Origin of the sequence: Streptomyces mobaraensis NBRC 13819 = DSM 40847 (assembly GCF_017916255.1) — a bacterium.
GTDB lineage: Bacteria > Actinomycetota > Actinomycetes > Streptomycetales > Streptomycetaceae > Streptomyces > Streptomyces mobaraensis.
Window position 1 is genome coordinate 4,981,872 of the sequence record NZ_CP072827.1, and the last position, 19,455, is coordinate 5,001,326.

The window sequence follows — 19,455 nt, forward strand, 5'->3', positions numbered from 1 at the left end:
CCCCGGGGTCGGCGCGCTCAGTGCGCGGAGCCCGACAGCTGGAGCCCGATCACCCCGATGATCACGAACGCGATCGAGACCAGCTTCAGCGTGGAGACCAGGTCGTCCAGGAAGACCATGCCGTAGATCGCCGTCCCGGCCGCGCCGATGCCCGTCCACACCGCGTAGGCCGGGCCCACGTCCAGCTTCCGGAGGGAGAGCGTCAGCAGGCCGAAGCTGCCGAGGGCGAAGCAGGCGAAGGCGATCGTCGGCCACAGGCGGGTGAAGCCGTGCGAGAGTTTGAGACAGACGGCGAAGCCGGTTTCCAGAAGTCCTGCGACCACGACCAGCAGCCACGCCATCAGTTTCGCCTCCCGTGTCGTCGACCGCCCCGTCCGTCCCGGTGCTGTTGCACTTGCCATCGGCGGTCATGCGCAAACGTAGGCGATCAGTCGCCTTCGCGCCGCTCCCGGGTGGCGAGAAGCCGCCGCAGCGAGTACAGCCGCTGCGGGTCGGCGTGCCCGTCCGCGACCCACTGGTCCAGCGCGCAGTCCGGCTCGTCGTGGCTGCACGCGCGCGGGCAGCCCTCGGTGCCCGGCTCCAGGTCCGGGAAGGCGTGGATGACGCGCGAGGGGTCGATGTGGTTCAGCCCGAACGACCGGACGCCCGGGGTGTCGATCACCCAGCCCGAGCCTCCGGGCAGCGGCAGGGCCAGCGCCGACGTGGTGGTGTGCCGGCCGCGGCCGGTGACCGCGTTGACGTGCCCGGTGGCCCGCTGCCGGTCCGGGACCAGGGCGTTGACGAGCGTGGTCTTGCCGACGCCGGAGTGCCCGACGAACGCGGTGACCCGGCCGTTCAGCCGCTCCCGCACCCGCTCCGCGGCCTCGCCGGCGGCCAGTTCCTCACGGTTGGTGACCACGTACGGCAGGCCCAGCGCGCCGTAGGACTCCATCAGCTTCGCGGCCGGGGCCAGGTCCGACTTGGTCAGCACGAGCAGCGGCTCGAGACCCGCGTCGTACGCCGCGACCAGGCAGCGGTCGATCAGCCGGGGGCGCGGCTCGGGGTCGGCCAGGGCGGTGACGATGGCCAGCTGGTCGGCGTTGGCGACCACGACCCGCTCGAACGGGTCGGTGTCGTCGGCCGTCCTGCGCAGCACCGAACGGCGCTCCTCGACCCGGACGATCCGGGCCAGGGTGTCCTTCTTGCCGCTGAGGTCGCCGACGACCGCCACCTGGTCTCCGACGACGACGCCCTTGCGGCCCAGCTCCCGGGCCTTCATGGCCATGATCACCCGGTCCTCGACGAGGACCGTCAGCCGGCCCCGGTCGACGGTGAGGACGAAGCCCTCGGCGGCGTCCTCGTGCTTGGGGCGGATGCTGGTCCGCGGCCGGTTGCCCTTGCGGTTGGGGCGGACGCGGACGTCGTCCTCGTCGGTGTTCTTGCCGTAGCGGCGCATGGTGGTCCGGTTCCCTCAGGCTCTCGGCACCGTCGTCGCCCCCGCGACGGATCCGAGCATGCCGTGCCAGAGCTCCGGGAAGTCGGGGAGGGTCTTGGCGGTGGTCGCCACGTTCTCCACCTCGACGCCCGGGACGGTGAGGCCGAGCACCGCCGCGGCGGTGGCCAGCCGGTGGTCCTCGTAGGTGTGGAAGACGCCGCCGTGCAGCGGGCGCGGACGGATGCGCAGGCCGTCGGCGGTCTCGGTGACGTCGCCGCCGAGTTCGTTGATCTCCTTGGCCAGCGCGGCCAGCCGGTCCGTCTCGTGCAGCCGCAGGTGGGCGATGCCGCGCAGCTCGGACTCGGAGTCGGCGAGCGCGGCCACCGCGGCGATCACCGGGGTGAGCTCGCCGACCTCGTGCAGGTCCGCGTCGATGCCGGTGATCCGGCCGGTGCCGGTGAACGTCAGGCCCGCGTCGGTCAGTTCGCAGGAACCGCCCATGGCGGTGAAGATGTCGCGCAGCGCGTCACCCGGCTGCGTGGTGCGCTCGGGCCAGTCCGGGATGGTGACCCGGCCGCCGGTGACCAGGGCCGCCGCCAGGAACGGCGCCGCGTTCGACAGGTCGGGCTCGACCACCAGGTCGCGGCCGAGGAGGGCGCTGGGGGAAACCCGCCAGACGTTCGGCTCGCCGCCCGACTCGGGGGTGTCCACCTGGGCGCCGGCGGCGCGCAGCATCTCGACCGTCATCCGGATGTGCGGCAGCGAGGGCAGCGCCGAGCCGACGTGCCGTACCTCCACGCCCTGGTTGAAGCGCGGGCCGGAGAGCAGCAGCGCGCTCACGAACTGGGAGGACGACGAGGCGTCGATCTCGACCGGACCGCCCTCCAGCGCCCCGGCGCCGTGCACGGTCAGCGGCAGCGCGCCGCGGTCGTTGTCGTCGATCCGGGCGCCCAGGGCGCGCAGCGCGTCGATCACGCCGTGCAGCGGGCGCTCGTAGCTGCGCGGGTCGCCGTCGAAGCGGACCGGGCCGTCGGAGAGCGCCGCGACCGGCGGCAGGAAGCGCATGACCGTGCCCGCGTTGCCGACGTCGACCGAGGCCGGGCCGTGCAGCCGGGCCGGGATGATCCGCCACGCCTCGCCGGAGCCGTCCCGGTCGCCCTCGGAGCTGGAGGAGACGGTCTCCTCGATGCCGACGCCCATGGCGCGCAGCGCCTCCGCCATCAGCAGGGTGTCGCGCGAGCGCAGCGGGCGGCGCAGCCAGCCCGGCTCGGCGGCGAGGGCGGCGAGGACGAGGCCGCGGTTGGTGACCGACTTGGAGCCGGGCACGGTGACGGTCGCGTCGACGGCCCCGGTGGCGGTGGGAGCGGGCCAGAGGTCGGTGGGCGCGGGGCTCTCGGTCATGCCCTAACCTTACGGCCTCGCCGGGGGCGGTGACCGGGGCCTACGGCCGCGCAGGCCCCGCCGTCGCGCGCCCGGGCGACCGCCGGTTCACCCCCGGAGCAGCAGGTTGCCGCCGGCCAGCAGCGCGGCCAGGGCGACCACGTGGAAGAAGAGCAGCCACAGCACCGGCGTCACACCGGTCAGCCGGCCGAGCTGGTCGGCGTCGGAGTCCGCCGCCGCCCCGAACCGGCGCTTGCGCTGGAGCTCGAAGGACGGCCGCACGCCCCCCAGCAGCAGGAACCACACCACCCCGTAGGCGAACGCCGCCCGCACCTCCGGGCCGGCCAGCCAGGAGACCAGGACGAAGGCCGCGCCGGTGAGCACCACCGTCAGCGCGCCGTACGCGTTGCGGATCATCACCAGCATCGCGGCCAGCAGCGCCGCCGCCACCCACAGCAGGGCCGTGACGTGCCCGGTGGACAGCGCCCAGGCGCCGGCCAGGCCGAGCAGCGAGGGCGCGGGGTAGCCGGCCGCCGCGGTGAGGACCATGCCGAAGCCGGTCGGTCGGCCGCGCGAGACGGTGAGGCCCGAGGTGTCCGAGTGCAGCCTGATGCCGTCCAGGGTCCGCCCGCCGAGGAGCGCCACCAGGCCGTGGCCGCCCTCGTGGGCGATGGTGATCGCGTTGCGCGTCACCCGCCAGACCCGGGGCGGGAGGATCATCGCCAGGGCGACCAGCCCGGTGCCGACGACGGTCCACACCGAGGGCCCGGACTGGCTGCCGGCCAGACGGTCCCACAGGTCGGTGGCGGTGGTGCTGTCCATGTAGGGGCCGCTCCTTGCGCGTTCGTGGTCCGTGCTGAGGGACGGCCGGGGCCGCGCGGTGGTTCCTCGGGCCGGGCGGCCGTTGTCGGACGGTGTCCGACCCATGCGGCAGCATGGTCGGCGGCAGACGTGCGAGGGAACCGAGGGGCGGTCGGACATGTGCGGGCGGTACGCGGCGAGCCGGGGGCCGGAGGATCTGGCCGGGCTCTTCGACGTGGAGGTGTGGGAGCCGGAGGAGACCCTGGCGCCGGACTGGAACGTGGCGCCCACCAAAGAGGTGTACGCCGTCCTGGAGCGCCCGCTCAAGGGCGCGCCGGACCGGCGCCCGGTCCGCCAGCTGCGCGCCCTGAAGTGGGGGCTCGTCCCCTCCTGGGCGAAGTCGCCGGAGGGCGCAGCGCGCATGATCAACGCCCGGGCGGAGACGGTGCACGAGAAGCCGTCCTACCGGCGGGCGTTCGCGGAGCGGCGCTGCCTGCTCCCGGCGGACGGCTACTACGAGTGGGTCACCGGCGCACAGGAGCGCGAGCTGGAGGTGCAGGGGCGCCGCAAGCGCCCCCGGAAGCAGCCCTATTTCGTGACGCCCGCCGACGGATCGGTCATGGCGATGGCCGGCCTCTATGAGTTCTGGCGCGACCGCACCCTCCCGGACGACCACCCGGCGGCCTGGTGGGCCACCTGCTCGGTGATAACCACCGAGGCCGACGACCGGCCGTTCGCCGGCGGCGGCACCGAGGGCGGCCCGCGTTCCCTGGCGGAGATCCACCCCCGGATGCCGCTGGTCCTGCCGCCCGACCGGTGGGCCGCCTGGCTCGACCCGGCGCGCACGGACCCGGAGGAGCTGCGCTCCCTGCTCGCCCCGCCCCCGCCCGGGCTGGTGCGCGCGTACCCGGTGGCGACGGCGGTCAGCGACGTGCGCAACAACGGGCCGGAGCTGGTGGCGGAGCTGCCGGCGCCGGAGGAGACCACGCTGTTCTGACGGCGCCGCCGCTCCGGGGGGTTCCGACGACGTCGCGTACCGTCGCCGCGGCACCGGGACGGCAGGATGGCCGCGTGACGACGAAGAAGCCGCAGACAGAGAGCGTGGACACCCCGGCGGGCGAGGCCCGGATCCACTGGTACCGCGCGCCGGAGCCCCGCCTGGTGCTCGCCCTCGGCCACGGCGCCGGCGGCGGCGTGGAGGCCCGTGACCTCCAGGCCCTGGCCGCCGCCCTGCCCGCGCACGGGGTGACCGTGGCGCTCGTGGAGCAGCCCTGGCGGGTGGCCGGCCGGAAGGTGGCCCCGGCGCCCCGCGCCCTCGACACCGCCTGGCGCGCCCTGTGGCCCGCGCTCGCCGCGCCCGGGCTGCCCGTCGTCGCGGGCGGCCGGAGCGCGGGGGCGCGTGTGGCCTGCCGGACGGCGGCGGAGCTGGGCGCGGTCGCGGTGGTCGCGCTGAGCTTCCCCCTCCACCCGCCGGGCCGGCCCGAGAAGTCCCGCGCCGAGGAGCTGCTCGGCGCCGGGGTGCCGGTCCTGGTCGTCCAGGGCGCCCGCGATCCGTTCGGCCGCCCCGAGGAGTTCCCGCCCGGCGTCGCGCCGGTCGCCGTGCCCGGCGGGGACCACGGGTTCGCGGTGCCGAAGAGCGCCGCGAAGAACGGCGGCGTCACCCAGGAGGACGCACTGGCGGTGATCATCGACGCTGTCGCGGGCCGGCTGGCGGGGACGCCGGGCGGCTGAGGCGGGCGCCGGGCCGCCGCGACCGGGTGGCGACGGGCGAAGGAGAGCGGGGACGAGCGGGAATGGCACGGGCGCCGTCGATGTTGAGCACCACGTACGTACGACACGCACCGGCACATGACAAAGGATTGGGAGACCCGCCCCATGGGTTCGATCGCATGCCTGTCCCGCCCCGGCACCGCAGACCGGAGCCGGCCGGTCGTCGTGGGCGGCCTGGCCGCCGCGGCCGGAACGGCGGGTTCGGCAGGTCATCGTCTATTCTCCGAATCGAGCGGGTCCGCCCAGGGCTCGTCCACGTTTTCGGAGGAGGTGGGTCCGGTCGTGGGTACCGACGCGGGGACGCACGGCGAGGAGCACCCCCCTGCCCAGGCCGCGGAGAGCGCGGCGGAGCGCAGCGCCCGCTTCGAGCGCGACGCGCTGACCTTCCTCGACCAGATGTACTCGGCCGCCCTGCGGATGACCCGCAATCCGGCGGACGCCGAGGACCTGGTCCAGGAGACGTACGCGAAGGCGTACGCGTCCTTCCACCAGTTCCGTGACGGCACGAACCTCAAGGCGTGGCTCTACCGCATCCTGACCAACACCTTCATCAACTCGTACCGCAAGAAGCAGCGTGAGCCGCTGCGCAGCGCGTCCGAGGAGATCGAGGACTGGCAGCTGGCGCGTGCCGAGTCGCACATGTCCCAGGGGCTGCGGTCCGCCGAGTCGCAGGCGCTCGACCACCTGCCGGACTCCGATGTCAAGGAGGCCCTTCAGGCCATTCCCGAGGAATTCCGCATAGCGGTCTATCTCGCGGACGTCGAGGGGTTTGCCTACAAGGAGATCGCGGACATCATGGGTACCCCCATCGGCACGGTGATGTCCCGCCTCCACCGGGGCCGACGGCAGCTGCGCGGTCTGCTGGAGGACTACGCCCGCGAGCGTGGCCTGGTCCCGGCCGGGGCCGCCGCGCCGCACGGTTCCGACGCGTCGCACAATGGGAAGGGCTCGGACTCATGAGCTGCGGAGAGCCGCACGAGACGGACTGCTCTGAAGTCCTCGACCACCTTTACGAGTACCTCGACCGCGAGATGCCGGACGGCGACTGCGCCAAGTTCGAGGTGCACATCGACGAGTGCTCTCCCTGCCTGGAGAAGTACGGGCTGGAGCAGGCGGTCAAGAAGCTGGTGAAGCGCTGCTGCGGACACGACGACGTCCCCGCCGACCTGCGCTCCAAGGTGATGGGCCGGATCGAGCTCATCCGCTCCGGCCAGTCCGTGCCGGAGCAGGACGTGGTGGCCGAGGCCCGCGCGGCCGAGGCCGACGCCCGGAGCGTCCCGCAGGACTGAGCGGGGCGTCCCGGGGCCGGGCGGGCGCCCGGCCGGGCCGTCGCGAACGGCCCCTGAACGCGCATCAAAACGGCCGCCCGGCGAACGTCACCCGAACGGACGGCGGTTCCGGCCGATCCGGCCGTGAGCGCCGCCCGTAAGCCTATTCTCCCCATCCCGACAGCGAGTCCGGATGGGGAGGACATGTCATGGAGGCAGTCCCGGCGGCGGCGCGCGCCTGGATCTCCGGTGCCGTGGGCGCGGCGGTCCTGAGCGCGTCGCCCGCCGTGCGGGACCCCGCCGCCGTCCCCTGGGCGACGACCGCCCTCCTGGCGGCCGTGGGCGCGCTCGGCGGTCTCCGCCCGCGCCGCGCCCCGGTGCCGCCGGCGCTGCTGCTGGCCGTGGTGCTGCTGCCGCCGGCCGCCGCCGCGCTGGCCGCCCTCCCGGGCGGCCTCCTCTCCCCGGCCCGCCCCCCGGGCCGTGAACTTCCGGGCGGATGGCGCCGGTTGGGGCGGGCCGCGCTCCTCGCGCTCGCCGCGGCGGCCGCCACCCTGTTCTTCGACGCGGCCCGCGCCGCCCTGCCCGCCGGCCCGCTGGGCGCGCTGCCCGCCGTGCTGGCCGCTGCCCTCGTCCTCGCCCTGGTGAGCACGGTGAGCCCGGTGAGCACGACCTTGGACGGCCTCCTCCGCGCGGGGTGCCGCCCGGCCGCCCGGCGGCCCGCCCTCCTGGGGCCCGCGCTGGGCTTCGCGCTGCTCCACGGGCCGGCCGCGCTCCTCGCCGCGGAACTGTGGCGCAGCGTCTACGGGCCGGTGGCCGCCCTGTTGGTGCTGCTGCCGCACACCGTGCCCGCCCGCCCCGGGGCCACGCGGGAGCGCGCCGACCGCGGCGCGACCGTCCGGGCGCTGGTCGAGGCCGTCGACCTCAAGGACCACTACACGCGCGGCCACGGCGAGCGGGTCGGGCTGCTCTCCGTACGGATCGGCCGTGAACTCGGCGTGGCCGGCGACCGGCTGGAGGCCCTGCGCATCGCCGGCACCCTGCACGACCTGGGCAAACTCGGCGTCCCCACCCGGGTGTTGCGCAAGGACGGCCCGCTCACCGGCGAGGAGCGCCGCGTCGTCCGGCTGCACCCCGAGTACGGGGACGAGCTGGTGCGCGGGGTCGCGATCCCCGACGAGGCGCGGGAGGCGATCCTCCACCACCACGAGCGGCTGGACGGCAGCGGCTACCCCCACGGCCTGACGGGTTGCCGGATCCCGGAGGCGGCCCGGATCGTGGCCGTCGCCGACGCCTTCGACGCCATGACCTCCACCCGCACCTACAGCCGCGCCCGGCCGGTCCCCGCCGCGCTCGCGGAACTCCGCCGCTGCGCCGGGACCCAGTTCGATCCGCGCATGGTCGAGGCGCTCGCACGGGCCCTGGAACGGGACGGTCTGCCGAGGGTCCCGGCACGGGACGAAACCGCCGTTCCCGATTGCGGAAACGTCCCTGTTGATCAACGCGCCACACCGTCAGGGCGCACGGCCCCGCCCGAGCGCGGCCACGGCGGAGCCCCGATCCTCCCGTCCGGCCCCCGCCCACCCGAGGGGCCCCCGGACGAGGGCCGGTACGCAGGCGCCTCCGGCCGGCCCCCGACCGCCTCGCGCCCGGACCGTCCGTCCGTCCCGCGCCCGCCGGAGGAGCCCGGGGCCGAACCGCCGTACGGACACCTCCCTTGGCGCGATCAGCTCGTCCCGGACCGCTCCCCGGACCGGCGCCCCGGGCCCACCGCCCCCGTACCGCCCCCCGGAGCCCCCCGGTGACCGCCGCGTCCGGCGCCCGGCTGGTGCGTACCGTCCATCTGCTGACCGGCGGGGCAGCCCTGTTCGCGCTGGCCTGGACGGCGCTCCACGGGGTCCAGCAGCCGCGGACCGCCTGTGCGTACGGGCTGCTCATCGCCCTCGGCGAGGCCGCGGGGCGGCGGCCCGAGCCGCTCGGGGCGCGTGGCGTGGCCCCGGTCGGTGCCGCGGGATCCCTGGCCTACGCCCTGCTCGGGGACGGCGGAGTGCCGCAGGCCGTCGCCCTGGTGTTCGGCTCGACCCTGGTCGGCCGCGCCGGTGCCGCCGGCGGGCCGGACCGGCGGGACCGGCTGGCCCGCCGCCTCGCCGCCACGGCCCTCGTCGCCGGCTGCCGCGCCGCGCTCCCCGGCGCCGGACCGGCGGCCGCCGCCCCCGGGCCCGCGCAGGGGCCGTCCCACGCCGTGTCGCTGCTGCTGCTCCTCGTCCTGGCCGCCCTCGCCGACGCCGTCCTCGCGGCGGCCCTCGCCCGGGCCCGTACCGGCTGCCGCCACCCGGCGGCGCTCCGGGCCGAGCTGCGCGCCCTCTCCGCCACCGCCCCGCCGATCTGCGCCACCGCGGTGGTGGCCGCCCTGGCTCCGGCCGTCGCCGGGCCGTGGGTGCTGCCCGTCTGCTGCCTGCCGCTGTTCGCGCTGCGGCTCGCCGGGGCGCGCGGGGAGGCGCCCGGGCGCTGTCCGCCCGCCGTCGCCTCGCTCGCCCGCGCGACCGACCTCGCGGGATGCACCCCCGCCGGTCACGCACGGCGCGTAGCCGCCCTCAGCCGTGCCGTCGGCCGCGAGCTCGGTATGGCGGAGCGCGACCTCGCCGTCGTCGAGTACGCGGCGCTGATGCACGACGTGGGTCAGCTCTCACTCGTCGACCCGGTGCCCGCCGGGGCGACCGAGCCGCTGCCCGCCGAGGAGCGGCGCTGGCTGGCCCGGCTGGGCGGCAGCGTGGCGCGGCTGGCCCCGCTGGACGCCGCCGTCGCGCCGGTCGTCGCGGACGCCGTGGCACGCCAGGCCGACCCCTACCGCGAGCAGCCGCTCGCCGCCCGCGTCGTCCGGACCGCCAACGCCTACGACGAGCTCACGACCCCCGGTGGCCCCGGTGATCCCGCACGCGGCGGGCGCGGGGAATCGGCGCGCGCCCTGGAGCGGCTCCGCCGGGCGACCGCGTACGACCACGAGCCCCGGGTGGTGGAGGCGCTGGCGCGGGTGCTCGCGCGCGGGGCGCCGGTGTGCCCGGACCCGTGAGACGCCCGCCGCGTCCCGAGTAGCACGACTAACCCACGGGTAATGAGCGGGCGTCCGACGGGGCATGGTTGGATGCGAAGAGAAGGACGCGGCGTACGCAGGGAACGCGGAGCACGCAGAAGACGAACGACCGAGAATCGTGACGGGAAAGCGGGATCGGGGGGTGTCATGAGCGCTGTTGCGGCGTATGCGTCGTGGAGGGCACGGTTCCCCGGTACGGCGGCCCGGCCCGCGGGCGGGACCGTCAGCAAGGCGTGGCGGGCGGCCGTCGGGGAGGACGGCGCCGGTCACCAGAGCTCTCCGGCGTGGGTGCACGCGGGACGTCGAGAAATCAGCAGGCGGACATCGTGAGGATCTTCGGCAGGGTACGGCACCGGCCTTCCGCCTCGTGGCGGCAGGCCACCGACCGTGCCTTCACGCTCATCGGCGACGGCCGGTACGAGGACGCCGGCGCGCTCCTGACGCGCGCCGCGGACATGGAGCCGTGGCTGTCCGAGTCCTGGTTCAACCTGGCCCTGCTGCACAAGTTCCGGCACGACTGGGAGCAGGCCCGGGCCGCCGGTCTCCGCGCGGTGGCGCTGCTGGACCGCGACGCGGGCGCCCCCGACTGGTGGAACGTGGGCATCGCCGCCACCGCCCTCCAGGACTGGCCGCTGGCCCGCCGTGCCTGGCAGGCGTACGGCCTGCGGGTGCCCGGCGACGGCGGCCCGGCCGGCGAGCCGCTCGGCATGGAGCTGGGCAGCGCGGCCGTGCGGCTGTCCCCCGAGGGCGAGGCCGAGGTGGTCTGGGGCCGCCGGCTCGACCCGGCGCGCATGGAGGTGCTCTCCATCCCGCTGCCGTCCTCCGGCCGCCGCTGGGGCGAGGTGGTGCTGCACGACGGCGTCCCGCACGGCGAGCGGGTGACCGCCGCGGGCCCGTCGTACCCGGTGTTCGACGAGATCGAGCTGTGGGCCCCCTCGCCGGTGCCGACCTGGGTCGTCCTGCTGGAGGCCGCCACCGAGGCCGACCGGGACGCGCTGGAGCGGCTGGCGGCCGACGCAGGGTTCGCCGCCGAGGACTGGTCCTCCTCCGTGCGGCTGCTGTGCCGCACCTGCTCGGAGAGCCGGATGCCCAGCGACGAGGGCGACGGCGAGCACCTGGACCCGCACGACCACAGCGAGCCCGGCCACCCCGGCCCGCTCGGCCACCGCACGGCCGGCTCCGGCCTGCTGTGGGTGCCCGAGCGCGAGTGCGGCATCGCGGCCCCCGCCGGCCTGGTCCGCGGGCTGCTGGACGGCTGGGTCGCGGACAGCCCGGACACCCGCGAGTGGCGGGATCTGGAAGAGGTCTGCTGAGCCCCGGGCCCGGTCCGCTTACCCTGGATGGGCCCTGGGCTCCGGGGCGTGACAGTGCATTCGGGTTGTGAGAGAGGCATACGGCGGCGATGGCGCAGCAAGAGACCGATCAGCCGGTGAACGACGAGTTCATCGTGGACACCGAGGACTGCGAGGCGCGGGAGACCGCGCACCGCGAGCGCGGCACGTCCCGTCCGATCACCGTGGTCGGCAACCCCGTCCTGCACAAGGAGTGCAAGGACGTCACGGAGTTCGACGAGAAGCTGGCGCAGCTCATCGACGACATGTTCGCCAGCCAGCGGACCGCCGAGGGCGTCGGCCTGGCCGCCAACCAGATCGGCGTCGACCTCAAGGTGTTCGTCTACGACTGCATGGACGACGAGGGCGTCCGGCACGTGGGCCACGTCTGCAACCCGGTCCTGGACGAGCTCCCGGCCGACCGCCGGAACCTCGACGACTCCAACGAGGGCTGCCTGTCCGTCCCGACGGCGTACGCCCCGCTGGCCCGCCCCGACTACGCGGTGGTGCGCGGCCAGGACATGAAGGGCAATCCGATCGCCGTCCAGGGCACCGGCTACTTCGCCCGCTGCCTCCAGCACGAGACGGACCACCTGTACGGCTACCTGTACATCGACCGCCTCTCCAAGCGCGACCGCAAGGACGCGCTCCGGCAGATGGCCGAGGGCACGCCCCGCTACCCGGTCGTCCCCAACGACTGACCCGCCGCCCCGGGGCCGGGCCGCCCGCGGAGCCCGGCCCGGCCCGGTGTCACACCAGGCCGCCCCGCCCCCGGGCCTCCTCGCGCAGCGCCTGCTCGCGGGCGGCCTCCTCGGGCGGGAGGACGTCGGAGGGGAAGTCGGCCGGCTCGAAGATCCGCCGGAGTTCGACGACGCCCTCTTGGAAGGGGATCCGGGTCGCCCACTCCCGGGCCTGGTCCATCGAGTCCACCCGGATGACCCAGTAGCCGGCGATCAGCTCGCCGATCTCGTCGAACGGCCCGTCGATCACACTGGGCTTCCCGCCCGCGAACACCACCCGGGCGCCCTCCGAGGACGCCCACAGCCCGTCGGCGGCGAGCAGCGCGCCCGCCTTGGCCAGGGCCTCGTTGTACCGCTGCATGTCGGCGACCTGTTCCCGGGTCGGCAGCACGCCGGCCTCGGACTCCTCGGTCGCCTTGACGATCATCATGACGCGCATCAGGTGTTTCTCCTGTCCCGTTGCTGCCCCCTGACGACCAGCCTCCCCGCAGGCGCGGACGGTACGGGCGCCCCGGCCGCCGTGTCGCGGTTTTTCGCGAGGGTGCCGCACAAACGGGAGCGGGCCCTCCCGGAGAACTCCGGAAGGGCCCGCTCGGGAACCGTGGCCTAGAACTCGTCGTCGAACGCGACCGTGCCCTCGACCGCCACCTGGTACGCGGAGGCGCGGCGCTCGAAGAAGTTGGTCAGCTCCTGCACGTTCTGCAGCTCCATGAAGGAGAACGGGTTCTCCGAGCCGTAGACCGGGGCGAAGCCGAGGCGCTGGAGGCGCTGGTCGGCGACGCACTGCAGGTACTCGCGCATGGACTCGGTGTTCATGCCCGGCAGGCCCTCGCCGCACAGGTCGCGGCCGAACTGCAGCTCCGCCTCGACGGCCTCCTTCAGCATGTCGGTGACCTGCTGCTGGAGCTCGTCGTCGAAGAGGTCGGGCTCCTCCTGGCGGACGGTGTCCACGACCTCGAACGCGAAGTTCATGTGCATCGTCTCGTCACGGAACACCCAGTTGGTGCCGGTGGCGAGACCGTGCAGCAGACCTCGCGAGCGGAACCAGTACACGTACGCGAACGCGCCGTAGAAGAACAGGCCCTCGATGCACGCGGCGAAGCAGATCAGGTTGAGCAGGAAGCGGCGGCGGTCGGCCTTCGACTCCAGCTTGTCGATCTTCTCGACCGAGTCCATCCACTTGAAGCAGAACTGCGCCTTGTCGCGGATGGAGGGGATGTTCTCCACGGCCGCGAACGCCGCGGCGCGCTCCTCCGGGTCGGGCAGGTAGGTGTCGAGCAGCGTCAGGTAGAACTGGACGTGCACGGCCTCCTCGAAGAGCTGCCGCGACAGGTACAGCCGCGCCTCGGGGGAGTTGATGTGCTTGTACAGCGTCAGCACGAGGTTGTTGGCCACGATCGAGTCGCCGGTCGCGAAGAACGCGACGAGGCGGCCGATCATGTGCTGCTCACCCGGGGAGAGCTTGGCCAGGTCGGCCACGTCGGAGTGGAGGTCGACCTCCTCCACGGTCCAGGTGTTCTTGATCGCGTCGCGGTAGCGGTCGTAGAAGTCCGGGTACCGCATCGGACGCAGGGTCAGCTCGAAGCCCGGGTCGAGCAGGTTCTTCTGGCGGTCGGGTGCCGTGGTCATTACTGGCATGCCTCGCAGGACTCGGGGTTCTCAAGGGAGCAGGCGATGGCGTCCGCGTCGGGCGCGGCCTGCTGGACGGGGACGGTGGCGGGGGCGCTCGAGGAAGCGGCGGCGCCGCCGGACGCCGCGCGGGCGATCCGGGTGGCCGGGCGCGAGCGCAGGTAGTACGTGGTCTTGATGCCCTGCTTCCAGGCGTACGCGTACATCGAGCTGAGCTTGCCGATGGTGGGCGAGGCCATGAACAGGTTGAGCGACTGGCTCTGGTCCAGGTACGGGGTGCGGGCCGCGGCCATGTCGATCAGGGCGCGCTGCGGGATCTCCCAGGCGGTGCGGTAGAGGTCGCGCACCTCCTGCGGGATCCACGCCATGTCCTGGATCGAGCCGTTGGCGTCGGTCATCGCGTCGCGCGTGGCGCGGTCCCACACGCCGAGCTTCTTCAGGTCCTCCACCAGGTAGGTGTTGACCTGGAGGAACTCACCGCTGAGCGTCTCGCGCTTGAACAGGTTCGACACCTGCGGCTCGATGCACTCGTAGACGCCGGCGATGGACGCGATCGTCGCGGTCGGCGCGATGGCCAGCAGCAGCGAGTTGCGCATGCCGACGGAGGCGATCCGGGCGCGCAGTGCGTCCCAGCGCTCGGCCCAGGTCGGCTCGGTGTTCGGGTAGTGGTCCGGGTGCAGCACGCCGCGCGCGGTGCGGGTCGCGGACCAGGCCGGGTGCGGGCCGTGCCGCTCGGCGAGGTCGGCGGACGCCTCGTACGCCGCGAGCATGATCCGCTCGGAGATCCGGGTGGACAGCGCCTTCGCCTCGGGGGAGTCGAAGGGCAGCCGCAGCCGGAAGAACACGTCCTGGAGGCCCATCAGACCCAGACCCACCGGACGCCAGCGGGAGTTGGAGCTCCCCGCCTGCTCGGTCGGATAGAAGTTGATGTCCACGACGCGGTCGAGGAAGGTGACGGCCGTGCGGACCGTGCGGTCCAGCTTCTCCCAGTCCATCTCCCCGTCGGCGCCCAGGTGGGCGGCGAGGTTGACGGAGCCGAGGTTGCAGACCGCGGTCTCGCCGTCGTTGGTGACCTCCAGGATCTCCGTGCAGAGGTTGGAGGAGTGGACGACCTGGCCGGGCTCGGCGGTCTGGTTGGCGGTGCGGTTGGCGGCGTCCTTGAACGTCATCCAGCCGTTGCCGGTCTGCGCGAGGGTGCGCATCATCCGGGCGTAGAGCACCCGCGCGGGGATGGTCTTGACGGCCTTGCCCTCGGCCTCGTACCGGCGGTACGCGGCGTCGAACTCGTCGCCGTAGAGGTCGACCAGGTCCGGGGTGTCGGCCGGGGAGAACAGCGACCAGTCGGCGTCCGCCTCGACCCGGCGCATGAACTCGTCCGGGATCCAGTGCGCGATGTTGAGGTTGTGCGTGCGGCGGGCCTCTTCGCCGGTGTTGTCGCGGAGCTCCAGGAACTCCTCGATGTCCGCGTGCCAGGTCTCCAGGTAGACGCAGGCCGCGCCCTTGCGCCGGCCGCCCTGGTTGACGGCGGCGACGGAGGCGTCGAGCGTCCGCAGGAACGGCACGATGCCGTTGGAGTGCCCGTTGGTGCCGCGGATCAGCGAACCGCGGGAGCGGATGCGGGAGTAGGACAGGCCGATGCCGCCCGCGTGCTTCGACAGCCGCGCGACCTGGTGGTACCGGTCGTAGATGGAGTCCAGCTCGTCCAGCGGCGAGTCCAGCAGGTAGCAGGACGACATCTGCGGGTGGCGCGTGCCGGAGTTGAAGAGCGTGGGGGAGGACGGGAGGTACGAGAGGGTGCTGGTGAGGCGGTAGAGCTCGGCCACGTCCTCCAGGGCGCGGACGCTGTGGTCCTCGGCCAGACCGCAGGCGACGCGCAGCAGGAAGTGCTGCGGCGTCTCGATCACGTTCCGGGTGATCGGGTGGCGGAGCAGGTAGCGGCTGTGCAGCGTGCGCAGGCCGAAGTAGCCGAAGCGGTCGTCGGCGCCGTCGGCGAGGGCGGCGTCCACCAGCGCGTCCAGCCGCTCGGCGTGCTCGCGCACGAACGCGGCGGTGTCGTCGGCGATCAGGCCCTCGCGGTGGCCGGTGGCGACGGACGCGGAGAAGGAGACCGCGCCCTGCCCGGCCGCCTCCTCGGCGATGGCGAGCGTCAGGAGCCGTGCGGCGAGCCGCGAGTACTCGGGCTCCTCGGAGATCAGCCCGGCCGCGGCCTCGGTGGCCAGCGAGCGCAGTTCGGCCTCGTCCGACCCGGGGTGCCGGCCGCGCAGCGCGGCGGCGGCGACCTTGCCGGGGTCGGTGGCGGGCAGATCGGCGGTGAGCTCCGTCAGGGTGCGCAGGAGCGCGGTCCCGGGGCCGCCGGTCGTGTCCGCCTCGGGTGCGGAGACCGGACCTGAAACAGGTTCCGCGGGCGCGATCGTCACGTGTGGCTCTCCCTCGCTCGGCTGGGGGCCGTGGCGGGAGGGCAGGGGGGCGCGCACGCGCAGGCGGCGGCGTACGGAAGCCGTACGAAGCGTGCGCGCGGGCGTCCACCGGCCCAACCCGCGAGGCCCGGACGTGTTCAGACGCCGTACCGGGCGGGCCCGGCGATGGCGTGCTGTCGGCAGGTCCTCGGACTGCGGAACGGGCGGATTGGACCCGTACGTACACCGTTGCGGGACAGTTCCGGATTTCCACCGGATTCCCCTGCGGCGACAGCGAGGACGAGCATACATCTAGTGCCGACGGTCGCGCGTGCCCCCACATGTTGTGTCGTCCCGTCATGAGGCGGTCGCGGAATGTGCTATCGGGAGGGCGCTTCGGGGCCTCCGTTCACGGAAGCGATCGCCGTTCGCCGGACGGGGGGCGGCGGGGGCGTCCGGGCTTCACGAAAGCGTAGGGAGCGGTCTCGGCCGCCGGGCCCGCCGGTCGGGGCCCGACCGACCCCGGACGCTCGTACGATCCGGTGATGGCGAACGGGAGATCGATCACAGGCGGGCCCGAGCCTGCTGTCGTGACGGCCCTGCCCCGGGCCGTGCCGGGGATCCGGGTGTGCGTGCGGCTCAACCTCGGGGGGTGCGGACCGTACGCGCACATCGTCGCGGACGTCGAGCCGCCCGGCCCGGGCGGTGGGCTGGAGTTGGTCAGCGCCGTGCCGGAGGAGCTGCTGCCCCGGGAGCACCTCCCGGCGCTGCGGGAGGGGCTGCTGGAGGGGCTCGACGGGGTGGCGGCCGCCGTCCTGGTCACGGGCGGCCACTACCACGACGTCGACTCCTGCGACCTCGGCTACCTGATCGCCGGCAGACAGGCCGGCCGCGCCGCGCTCGTCGGCGCGGGGCTCCTGCCGCCCGGGGAGGCGGAGACGCTGCGCTGGGCGAGTTGGCCCGGCCGGCCGCGGCCGCGCCGGGGGCGTACGGACCGGCGGCCGTAGCCGGCCGGCGGGTCAGTGGCCGCCCGGCGCTCCCGCCGTCGCCGGCGGCAGTTCGACCTGGACGCCGGGGTCGCCCGCGTCCGCCGTGTAGTCGGACGCCTTGGTCTGGTCCACGCCGTCCGGTGTGCCGAGCGCCTTGAACACAAAGGTCAGCACGACCGCCACGAGCACATTCAGCGCGAAGGCCGTCAGCCCGATGTACCCCTTCTCCCCGATGAAGGGGATGAGGTTGGTGTTACCGAAGTGGTCCTGGGTGGCACTCGGGGTGTCGTAGGCGCGCCAGGTGCCGTAGACCATGCCGACCGCCCAGCCCGCCAGCAGCGCCCAGCGGTGGAACCAGCGGGTGAACAGGCCGCCGACCAGGGCGGGGACGGTCTGGAGGATCCAGATGCCGCCGAGCAGCTGGAAGTTGATGGCGACCGTCTTGTCCATGGTGAGGACGAAGACGAGCGCGCCCACCTTCACCAGCAGGGACGCCAGCTTGGAGACCTTCGCCTCGTGCGCGGGCGAGGCGTCCGGCCGCAGGAAGTCCTTGTAGATGTTGCGGGTGAAGAGGTTGGCGGCGGCGATCGACATGATGGCCGCCGGGACCAGGGCGCCGATGCCGATCGCCGCGAAGGCGACGCCGGTGAACCAGTCCGGGAACATGTCCTCGAAGAGCTGCGGGATGGCCAGCTGCCCGTTCTTCACCTTGATCCCGGCCGCCACCGCCATAAAGCCGAGCATCGCCAGCAGCCCCAGCATCAGCGAGTACAGCGGCAGGATGGTGGTGTTGCGGCGGATGACGTTGCGGTTCTTGCTGGAGAGCACCGCCGTCACCGAGTGCGGGTAGAGGAACAGCGCCATCGCCGACCCGAGCGCCAGGGTCGCGTACGCCCACTGCGCGTCCGGCCCGGTCGCCAGGGCGCCGCGCGGCTTGCCCGTGTCCGGGTTCTTGGCGGAGAACGCCTCGCCCGCCTTGGCGAAGATGTGGTCGAACCCGCCGAGCCGCATGGGGATGTAGATGATGGCGACCGCGATGACGATGTAGATCAGCGCGTCCTTGACGAACGCGATCAGGGCCGGGGCCCGCAGCCCGGACGAGTAGGTGTAGGCCGCCAGCACGCCGAAGGCGATGAGCAGCGGTAGGTCCTTCATGAACCAGTTGGAGCCGCCGCCGATCCCCATCACGTCCAGCACGGCCTGGATGCCGACCAGTTGGAGGGCGATGTAGGGCATCGTGGCGAGGATGCCGGTGAGCGCGAGCGCCAGCGAGAGCCCCCGGGACCCGAAGCGGCCCCGCACGAAGTCGGACGAGGTGACGTAACCGTGCTTGTGCGACACCGACCACAGCCGGGGCAGGAAGGTGAAGACCAGCGGGTAGCAGAGGATCGTGTACGGCACGGCGAAGAACCCGGCCGCGCCGCCCGCGTAGACGGCCGCCGGCACGGCGACGAAGGTGTACGCCGTGTACAGGTCGCCGCCGAGCAGGAACCAGGTGATCCAGGTGCCGAACGAGCGCCCGCCCAGCCCCCATTCGTCGAGGTTGTCGGCATTCTCGGCCCGACGCCACCGCGCGGCGTAGAAGCCCATGACCGTGACGCCCAGGAAGAAGATGATGAAGACGGTGAGCGCGACACCGTTGACGCCGTCCTTCACGCCCGCCCACCCCGCTTCCGCTCCCGTTCCTGCCGGCGCACGAGCACGTACGCGACGGTCGTCAGCGCCGTGGATATGAACACCCAGAGCATCTGGTACCAGTAGAAGAACGGGATGCCGATGAACGCGGGCTTCAGCCGCGCGTAGGAGTCGACCCAGAGCATCGCGCCGAACGGCAGGGCGAGGCAGACGCCCGCGACGACCATCGGGAGGGTCACGACCGGCTTGCGGCGGCCGTCGGCGGCGTCGGGTGGTGCGGAAGCGGGTGGTTCGGACATGCGACGGCTCCGTCCCCGTGCGGTCGGCGGCATGGCGCGACGGTCGCGGCGCGATTCCCTCGCGGTGCGATCATTCGCGTAATGCGCACGAAATCTAGGTGAGGGAGCCTCCGGTCGTCACCCCCTGTCCGGATATCGGTATGGCAACATCAACTTCCCCGCCTGCCGGGGCGCTGGGCGCGCGCCCCGGGCGCCCCGCCCGCGACCGAACACGCCCCCGCGCATAGGCTGAACGGCATGCGCGAGAAGCCCGGGTTCGCGGTGCCGGAGGGCAACGCGGCGGTGCGGAACGGTCCTTGTCGGGGTCCCTGGTGTCTGTAATGATCATCGGATGGTGAGCATCGGGTCGCTGGTCCTGGGCGTCGACGACATGGAGCGGGCCGCGGGGTTCTGGAGCCGGGCGCTCGGCTGCGTGCCGCGCGACGGTGCGGTCGACGCGTCCTTCACCGTCCTGGTGCCCTCCGCCGGGGGCTCCGGCGTCCAACTGGCGCTGATGCGGAGCGAGACGGCGGCCGAGCGGTATCCGCGGGTCCACCTGGACCTGTACGCCGCCGACGCGGCCGAGCAGGCGGCGGAGGTGGAGCGGCTGGTGGGGCTCGGGGCCGAGCGGGTCGAGTGGGACCGCTATCCGGAGGACCCGGACTTCGTCGTCCTCGCGGACCCGGAGGGGAACCGCTTCTGCGTGATCGACACGAGCCACGACTGAGGGGTCGGG

At 73.7% G+C, this 19,455-nt stretch carries 19 protein-coding genes and 1 riboswitch; of the genes, 10 read left to right on the forward strand and 9 right to left on the reverse strand.

Features of this window, described 5'->3' with window-relative positions:
• Positions 1-17: 17 nt before the first annotated feature.
• From J7W19_RS21550 to J7W19_RS21565, 4 genes are all read right to left on the reverse strand, one after another.
• Positions 18-341 (reverse strand): DMT family transporter, encoded by a 324-nt coding sequence (locus J7W19_RS21550; RefSeq protein WP_004937508.1) that lies wholly within the window; start codon positions 339-341, stop codon positions 18-20.
• 86 nt (positions 342-427) lie between these two features.
• Positions 428-1,435 (reverse strand): ribosome small subunit-dependent GTPase A, encoded by a 1,008-nt coding sequence (gene rsgA, locus J7W19_RS21555; RefSeq protein WP_004937511.1) that lies wholly within the window; start codon positions 1,433-1,435, stop codon positions 428-430.
• A 15-nt stretch (positions 1,436-1,450) separates the two neighbouring features.
• A complete protein-coding gene (aroA, locus tag J7W19_RS21560; protein ID WP_004937513.1) occupies positions 1,451-2,815 on the reverse strand; it encodes a 3-phosphoshikimate 1-carboxyvinyltransferase in 1,365 nt (454 codons plus the stop codon).
• A gap of 87 nt (positions 2,816-2,902) precedes the next feature.
• Complete coding sequence (locus J7W19_RS21565; RefSeq protein ID WP_004937516.1) at positions 2,903-3,616, reverse strand: M50 family metallopeptidase; 714 nt, start codon at positions 3,614-3,616, stop codon at positions 2,903-2,905.
• A 157-nt stretch (positions 3,617-3,773) separates the two neighbouring features.
• Here J7W19_RS21565 and J7W19_RS21570 point away from each other — a divergent pair, with 157 nt between their 5' ends.
• From J7W19_RS21570 to def, 8 genes are all read left to right on the forward strand, one after another.
• Positions 3,774-4,592, forward strand: coding sequence for an SOS response-associated peptidase (locus tag J7W19_RS21570; RefSeq protein ID WP_004937519.1), 819 nt, complete (start codon positions 3,774-3,776; stop codon positions 4,590-4,592).
• Between the two features lie 74 nt (positions 4,593-4,666).
• On the forward strand, positions 4,667-5,326 hold the full coding sequence (locus J7W19_RS21575; RefSeq protein ID WP_040887367.1) for an alpha/beta hydrolase family protein: 660 nt from the start codon (positions 4,667-4,669) through the stop codon (positions 5,324-5,326).
• A 309-nt stretch (positions 5,327-5,635) separates the two neighbouring features.
• Positions 5,636-6,325: a sigma-70 family RNA polymerase sigma factor gene (locus J7W19_RS21580; RefSeq protein WP_040887368.1), complete on the forward strand. Its 690-nt coding sequence runs from the start codon at positions 5,636-5,638 to the stop codon at positions 6,323-6,325.
• Positions 6,322-6,654, forward strand: coding sequence for a mycothiol system anti-sigma-R factor (gene rsrA / locus J7W19_RS21585; RefSeq protein ID WP_004937530.1), 333 nt, complete (start codon positions 6,322-6,324; stop codon positions 6,652-6,654). The genes J7W19_RS21580 and rsrA overlap by 4 nt, the downstream gene beginning before the upstream one ends.
• Before the next feature lie 188 nt (positions 6,655-6,842).
• Complete coding sequence (locus J7W19_RS21590; protein ID WP_004937533.1) at positions 6,843-8,435, forward strand: HD-GYP domain-containing protein; 1,593 nt, start codon at positions 6,843-6,845, stop codon at positions 8,433-8,435.
• Positions 8,432-9,700, forward strand: coding sequence for an HD-GYP domain-containing protein (locus tag J7W19_RS21595; protein ID WP_004937536.1), 1,269 nt, complete (start codon positions 8,432-8,434; stop codon positions 9,698-9,700). The genes J7W19_RS21590 and J7W19_RS21595 overlap by 4 nt, the downstream gene beginning before the upstream one ends.
• A 347-nt stretch (positions 9,701-10,047) precedes the next feature.
• Positions 10,048-11,034: a tetratricopeptide repeat protein gene (locus J7W19_RS21600; protein ID WP_004937538.1), complete on the forward strand. Its 987-nt coding sequence runs from the start codon at positions 10,048-10,050 to the stop codon at positions 11,032-11,034.
• 89 nt (positions 11,035-11,123) lie between these two features.
• Positions 11,124-11,753, forward strand: a complete 630-nt coding sequence (gene def / locus J7W19_RS21605; protein ID WP_004937540.1) for a peptide deformylase — start codon at positions 11,124-11,126, stop codon at positions 11,751-11,753.
• Between the two features lie 49 nt (positions 11,754-11,802).
• Here def and J7W19_RS21610 read toward each other — a convergent pair whose 3' ends face one another.
• From J7W19_RS21610 to J7W19_RS21620, 3 genes are all read right to left on the reverse strand, one after another.
• Positions 11,803-12,231: a YciI family protein gene (locus tag J7W19_RS21610; RefSeq protein ID WP_004937542.1), complete on the reverse strand. Its 429-nt coding sequence runs from the start codon at positions 12,229-12,231 to the stop codon at positions 11,803-11,805.
• 167 nt (positions 12,232-12,398) lie between these two features.
• A complete protein-coding gene (locus J7W19_RS21615) occupies positions 12,399-13,421 on the reverse strand; it encodes a ribonucleotide-diphosphate reductase subunit beta (protein ID WP_004937545.1) in 1,023 nt (340 codons plus the stop codon).
• Positions 13,421-15,838 carry a ribonucleoside-diphosphate reductase subunit alpha gene (locus J7W19_RS21620; RefSeq protein WP_004937547.1) on the reverse strand — a complete coding sequence of 806 codons (2,418 nt, stop codon included), beginning with the start codon at positions 15,836-15,838 and terminating at the stop codon, positions 13,421-13,423. Before J7W19_RS21620 ends, J7W19_RS21615 begins: the two co-directional genes overlap by 1 nt.
• Positions 15,839-16,011: 173 nt before the next feature.
• Positions 16,012-16,112: riboswitch (adenosylcobalamin-variant (AdoCbl-variant) riboswitch) on the reverse strand.
• A 250-nt stretch (positions 16,113-16,362) separates the two neighbouring features.
• Here J7W19_RS21620 and J7W19_RS21625 point away from each other — a divergent pair.
• Positions 16,363-16,824: a hypothetical protein gene (locus tag J7W19_RS21625; RefSeq protein ID WP_078587566.1), complete on the forward strand. Its 462-nt coding sequence runs from the start codon at positions 16,363-16,365 to the stop codon at positions 16,822-16,824.
• Positions 16,825-16,836: 12 nt separating this feature from the next.
• On the opposite strand, the gene mctP is transcribed toward J7W19_RS21625, so the two are convergent.
• Positions 16,837-18,462, reverse strand: coding sequence for a monocarboxylate uptake permease MctP (gene mctP, locus J7W19_RS21630; RefSeq protein WP_004937553.1), 1,626 nt, complete (start codon positions 18,460-18,462; stop codon positions 16,837-16,839).
• Positions 18,459-18,740, reverse strand: coding sequence for a DUF3311 domain-containing protein (locus J7W19_RS21635; protein ID WP_004937555.1), 282 nt, complete (start codon positions 18,738-18,740; stop codon positions 18,459-18,461). The genes mctP and J7W19_RS21635 overlap by 4 nt, the downstream gene beginning before the upstream one ends.
• 331 nt (positions 18,741-19,071) lie before the next feature.
• Here J7W19_RS21635 and J7W19_RS21640 point away from each other — a divergent pair, with 331 nt between their 5' ends.
• Positions 19,072-19,446 carry a VOC family protein gene (locus tag J7W19_RS21640; protein ID WP_004937557.1) on the forward strand — a complete coding sequence of 125 codons (375 nt, stop codon included), beginning with the start codon at positions 19,072-19,074 and terminating at the stop codon, positions 19,444-19,446.
• The last annotated feature ends 9 nt before the right edge of the window (positions 19,447-19,455 follow it).